The organism is Marinicella sediminis (genome assembly GCF_002000055.1).
GTDB classification, from domain to species: Bacteria; Pseudomonadota; Gammaproteobacteria; order Xanthomonadales; family Marinicellaceae; genus Marinicella; species Marinicella sediminis.
Genome location: NZ_MVBD01000022.1, coordinates 1 through 5399, shown reverse-complemented (window position 1 = coordinate 5399; position 5399 = coordinate 1). Strand labels below are relative to the sequence as shown.

Sequence of the window (5399 nt, the reverse complement as noted above, 5' to 3'; positions counted from 1 at the left end):
TGGAGTTGATTGAAAAATTACTCAAAAAAAGGCTTGCAAAAGGATTTAAAAAAGCGATAATATCGCACCCTTCCGCACGAAATGTTCGGGAGTTAATTTAAAGCAAATTAAAAAGTAATAGATAACTTGTGTGGGCACTTGGAGTGAGATGTATTTAAGGTACAACGACAAGTGACCATAATTAGAATCACGTAATTTTTTTGATATATAGTTAGTGGTCAAACTGGTGGCATTGTAACAGATGTTGCCGCAATAAATTAGATGGGCATTTATGTTCATCGAACAATTAATTGAAGAGTTTGATCCTGGCTCAGATTGAACGCTGGCGGTATGCCTAACACATGCAAGTCGAACGGTAACAGAGAGAAGCTTGCTTCTTTGCTGACGAGTGGCGGACGGGTGAGTAACGCGTGGGAATCTACCTGATAGTTGGGGATAGCCCGGAGAAATCCGGATTAATACCGAATAATATCTACGGATGAAAAGGTGCCTCTGCTTGCAAGCACTTGCTAACAGATGAGCCCGCGTTAGATTAGTTTGTTGGTGGGGTAAAGGCCTACCAAGACTGCGATCTATAGCTGGTTTGAGAGGATGATCAGCCACATTGGGACTGAGACACGGCCCAGACTCCTACGGGAGGCAGCAGTGGGGAATATTGGACAATGGGCGCAAGCCTGATCCAGCAATACCGCGTGTGTGAAGAAGGCCTTAGGGTTGTAAAGCACTTTTATGTGGGAAGAACGGTTGAGTGTTAATAGCGCTTGACTTTGACGGTACCACAAGAATAAGCACCGGCTAACTCCGTGCCAGCAGCCGCGGTAATACGGAGGGTGCGAGCGTTAATCGGAATTACTGGGCGTAAAGGGTACGTAGGCGGCTTAATAAGTCAGATGTGAAATCCCCGGGCTTAACCTGGGAACTGCATTTGAAACTGTTTGGCTAGAGTGAGTGAGAGGTTAGTGGAATTCAAGGCGTAGCGGTGAAATGCGTAGAGGTCTTGAGGAACATCAGTGGCGAAGGCGACTAACTGGCACTACACTGACGCTGAGGTACGAAAGCGTGGGGAGCGAACAGGATTAGATACCCTGGTAGTCCACGCCCTAAACGATGAGGACTGGCTGTTGGCGCTATAGACGCGTCGGTAGCGAAGCTAACGCGTTAAGTTCTCCGCCTGGGGAGTACGACCGCAAGGTTGAAACTCAAAGGAATTGACGGGGGCCCGCACAAGCGGTGGAGCATGTGGTTTAATTCGATGCAACGCGAAGAACCTTACCATCCCTTGACATCCTCAGAATGATCTGTAATCGATCAGTGCCTTCGGGAACTGAGTGACAGGTGCTGCACGGCTGTCGTCAGCTCGTGTCGTGAGATGTTGGGTTAAGTCCCGCAACGAGCGCAACCCCTATCTATAGTTGCCAGCACGTAATGGTGGGAACTCTATAGAGACTGCCGGTGATAAGCCGGAGGAAGGTGGGGACGACGTCAAGTCATCATGGCCCTTACGGGATGGGCTACACACGTGCTACAATGGTGCATACAGAGGGTTGCCAACCCGCGAGGGGGAGCTAATCTCAGAAAGTGCATCTTAGTCCGGATTGCAGTCTGCAACTCGACTGCATGAAGTCGGAATCGCTAGTAATCGCGAATCAGCAATGTCGCGGTGAATACGTTCCCGGGCCTTGTACACACCGCCCGTCACACCATGGGAGTGGGTTGCTCCAGAAGTGGCTAGTCTAACCTTCGGGGAGACGGTCACCACGGAGTGATTCATGACTGGGGTGAAGTCGTAACAAGGTAGCCGTTGGGGAACCAGTGGCTGGATCACCTCCTAAAAGATGACCTTGGTATGTTTCTTTATCCGGGTGTCCACACAAGTTATCTAAAGTATGAAAAGCATAACGCCGATTACGGGGCTATAGCTCAGCTGGGAGAGCACTTGATTTGCATTCAAGAGGTCTGCGGTTCGATCCCGCATAGCTCCACCAGTTATTATGACTGGGTCTGTAGCTCAGTTGGTTAGAGCGCACCCCTGATAAGGGTGAGGTCGGAGGTTCAAATCCTCCCAGACCCACCAGTTTTTTACTTGTTCATTTGATGATGAAGTAGAAGCTCAGTAGTTATGTAGAGAGAATGTCTTTACCAGGTCAGTGATGACTTGGTAAGGGTATTTGCCGGGATGAAACATTTCGGATCGCAGGACGCGAACATACTTGTAAATTAACAATTTGGAATATGAGTCAGAAATGATCGTGATGAGCGATTATTTCTACAAATCAATCAATTTGATTTGAGTCAATGGCGTCTTAATAGAATTTTTGTAGTGTATATAAAAAATCGTTATTAAATAGAGACCAGCGGAACGACGAGAGTTGTTCCCGATCGATCCATATGATCTTGTGTATGTAGCCTCAGATTTTTTGGGGTTATATGATCAAGTGAATAAGCGTATGTGGTGGATGCCTTGGCGGTAGGAGGCGATGAAGGACGTGTAAGTCTGCGATAAGCTGTGGTTAGCTGACACGAAAGCGTATAACCCACAGATTTCCGAATGGGGAAACCCAACCTTTTAAGGTTATCATTTGGCTGTAAGGCCTTGTGAAGCGAACCCGGAGAACTGAAATATCTAAGTACCCGGAGGAAAAGAAATCAACCGAGATTCCGCAAGTAGCGACGAGCGAACGCGGACTAGCCCAAAAGTCTCATAGTTTTTAGTCGAATGGCGTGGGAAAGCCAACCGAAGAAGGTGATAGTCCTGTAGACGAAAGAGATTATGAGATGAATGTGAGTAGGGCGGGGCACGTGAAACCCTGTCTGAATATAGGTGGACCATCATCTAAGGCTAAATACTCCCTACCGACCGATAGTGAACCAGTACCGTGAGGGAAAGGCGAAAAGAACCCCTGTGAGGGGAGTGAAATAGACCCTGAAACCGCATACGTACAAGCAGTCAAAGCATCCTTCGGGGTGTGATGGCGTACCTTTTGTATAATGGGTCAGCGACTTAATTTCAGTAGCAAGCTTAAGCGAATAGTGTAGGCGAAGGGAAACCGAGTCTTAATAGGGCGACTAAGTTGCTGGGATTAGACCCGAAACCGGGCGATCTATCCATGGCCAGGTTGAAGGTCGGGTAAAACCGACTGGAGGACCGAACCCACGTATGTTGAAAAATGCGGGGATGAGCTGTGGATTGGAGTGAAAGGCTAAACAAGCCCGGAGATAGCTGGTTCTCCCCGAAAACTATTTAGGTAGTGCCTTATGTATCACTCACGGGGGTAGAGCACTGTTATGGCTAGGGGGTCACACCGACCTACCGTCCCATGGCAAACTCCGAATACCGTGAAGTGCAATCATAGGAGACAGACTACGGGTGCTAACGTCCGTAGTCAAGAGGGCAACAACCCAGACCGCCAGCTAAGGTCCCAAAATCACCACTCAGTGGGAAACGAAGTGGAAAGGCCCAGACAGCCAGGAGGTTGGCTTAGAAGCAGCCACCCTTTAAAGAAAGCGTAATAGCTCACTGGTCGAGTCGGTCTGCGCGGAAGATTTACCGGGGCTAAGTGGTGTACCGAAGCTGCGGATGCTAATTTATTAGCATGGTAGGGGAGCGTTCTGTAAGCCTGTGAAGGTGTGTTGAGAAGCATGCTGGAGGTATCAGAAGTGCGAATGCTGACATGAGTAACGATAAAGGGGGTGAAAAACCCCCTCGCCGGAAGTCCAAGGTTTCCTCGTGCAACGTTAATCGGCACAGGGTGAGTCGGCCCCTAAGGCGAGGCAGAAATGCGTAGTCGATGGGAAACAGGTTAATATTCCTGTACTTTTATATACTGCGATGGAGTGACGGAGAAGGCTAGGTCATCCGGGTGATGGTTATCCCGGTCCAAGCGTTTAGGCAGTGAGATTAGGTAAATCCGGTTTCATAATGCTGAGGCGTGATGGGGAGTCCAATTGCGGACGAAGTGATCGATGCCCTGCTTCCAGGAAAACCTTCTAAGCATAGGTATATAAGAACCGTACTGTAAACCAACACAGGTGGACAAGATGAGAATTCTAAGGCGCTTGAGAGAACTCGGGTGAAGGAACTAGGCAAAATGGTACCGTAACTTCGGGAGAAGGTACGCCCCTACAGGTTCAGAGCTAGTGGGGGCCGCAGAGACCAGGTGGCTGCGACTGTTTATCAAAAACATAGCACTATGCAAACACGAAAGTGGACGTATATGGTGTGACGCCTGCCCGGTGCCGGAAGGTTAATTGATGGGGTTAGCGTATGCGAAGCTCTTGATCGAAGCCCCGGTAAACGGCGGCCGTAACTATAACGGTCCTAAGGTAGCGAAATTCCTTGTCGGGTAAGTTCCGACCTGCACGAATGGCGTAACGACGGCCACACTGTCTCCACCCGAGACTCAGTGAAATTGAAATAGCTGTTAAGATGCAGTTTACCCGCGGCTAGACGGAAAGACCCCGTGAACCTTTACTATAGCTTCACAGTGGACTTTGATTAGATATGTGTAGGATAGGTGGGAGACTTTGAAGCGTGTGCGCCAGCATGCGTGGAGTCGTCCTTGAAATACCACCCTTGTGTAATTGGAGTTCTAACCTCGATCAGTTATCCTGATCAGGGACATTGTGTGGTGGGTAGTTTGACTGGGGCGGTCTCCTCCCAAAGAGTAACGGAGGAGCACGAAGGTGCGCTAAGTACGGTCGGACATCGTACGGTTAGTGTAAAGGCAAAAGCGCGCTTGACTGCGAGACTGACAAGTCGAGCAGGTACGAAAGTAGGTCTTAGTGATCCGGTGGTTCTGTATGGAAGGGCCATCGCTCAACGGATAAAAGGTACTCCGGGGATAACAGGCTGATACCGCCCAAGAGTTCATATCGACGGCGGTGTTTGGCACCTCGATGTCGGCTCATCTCATCCTGGGGCTGAAGCCGGTCCCAAGGGTATGGCTGTTCGCCATTTAAAGAGGTACGCGAGCTGGGTTCAGAACGTCGTGAGACAGTTCGGTCCCTATCTGCCGTGGGCGTTTGAGATTTGAGGAAAGCTGCTCCTAGTACGAGAGGACCGGAGTGGACGAACCTCTGGTGTTCGGGTTGTCACGCCAGTGGCATTGCCCGGTAGCTATGTTCGGACGGGATAACCGCTGAAAGCATCTAAGCGGGAAGCCTCTTCCAAGATGAGATCTCACTTTGTTCTTGAAACAACTGAAGGGCCCTTGAAGACTACAAGGTTGATAGGCTGGGTGTGGAAGTGCAGTAATGTATGAAGCTAACCAGTACTAATTGCCCGTGAGGCTTGATCATATAACACCCAAGAAATTTGGTGTGGTGATTAAACAAGTTCAAGGATCACAACTCTCTATGTAAAGCGATTTTAGATATACCGCAAAATCAGAAGCCATAGA

Annotated in this window: 2 tRNA genes and 2 rRNA genes; all 4 read left to right on the top strand. The window is 49.2% G+C overall.

Annotated features, from left to right (window positions below):
• The first annotated feature begins 287 nt into the window (after positions 1 to 287).
• Positions 288 to 1832: ribosomal RNA gene (locus B0475_RS17175) — 16S ribosomal RNA — on the top strand.
• A gap of 77 nt (positions 1833 to 1909) precedes the next feature.
• Positions 1910 to 1985, top strand: a tRNA-Ala gene (locus B0475_RS17170).
• 12 nt (positions 1986 to 1997) lie between these two features.
• Positions 1998 to 2074 (top strand) — tRNA-Ile (locus B0475_RS17165).
• A 355-nt stretch (positions 2075 to 2429) separates the two neighbouring features.
• A 23S ribosomal RNA gene (locus tag B0475_RS17160) occupies positions 2430 to 5298 on the top strand.
• The 16S and 23S rRNA genes sit together here with 2 tRNA genes alongside, the layout of an rRNA operon.
• Positions 5299 to 5399 lie beyond the last annotated feature (101 nt).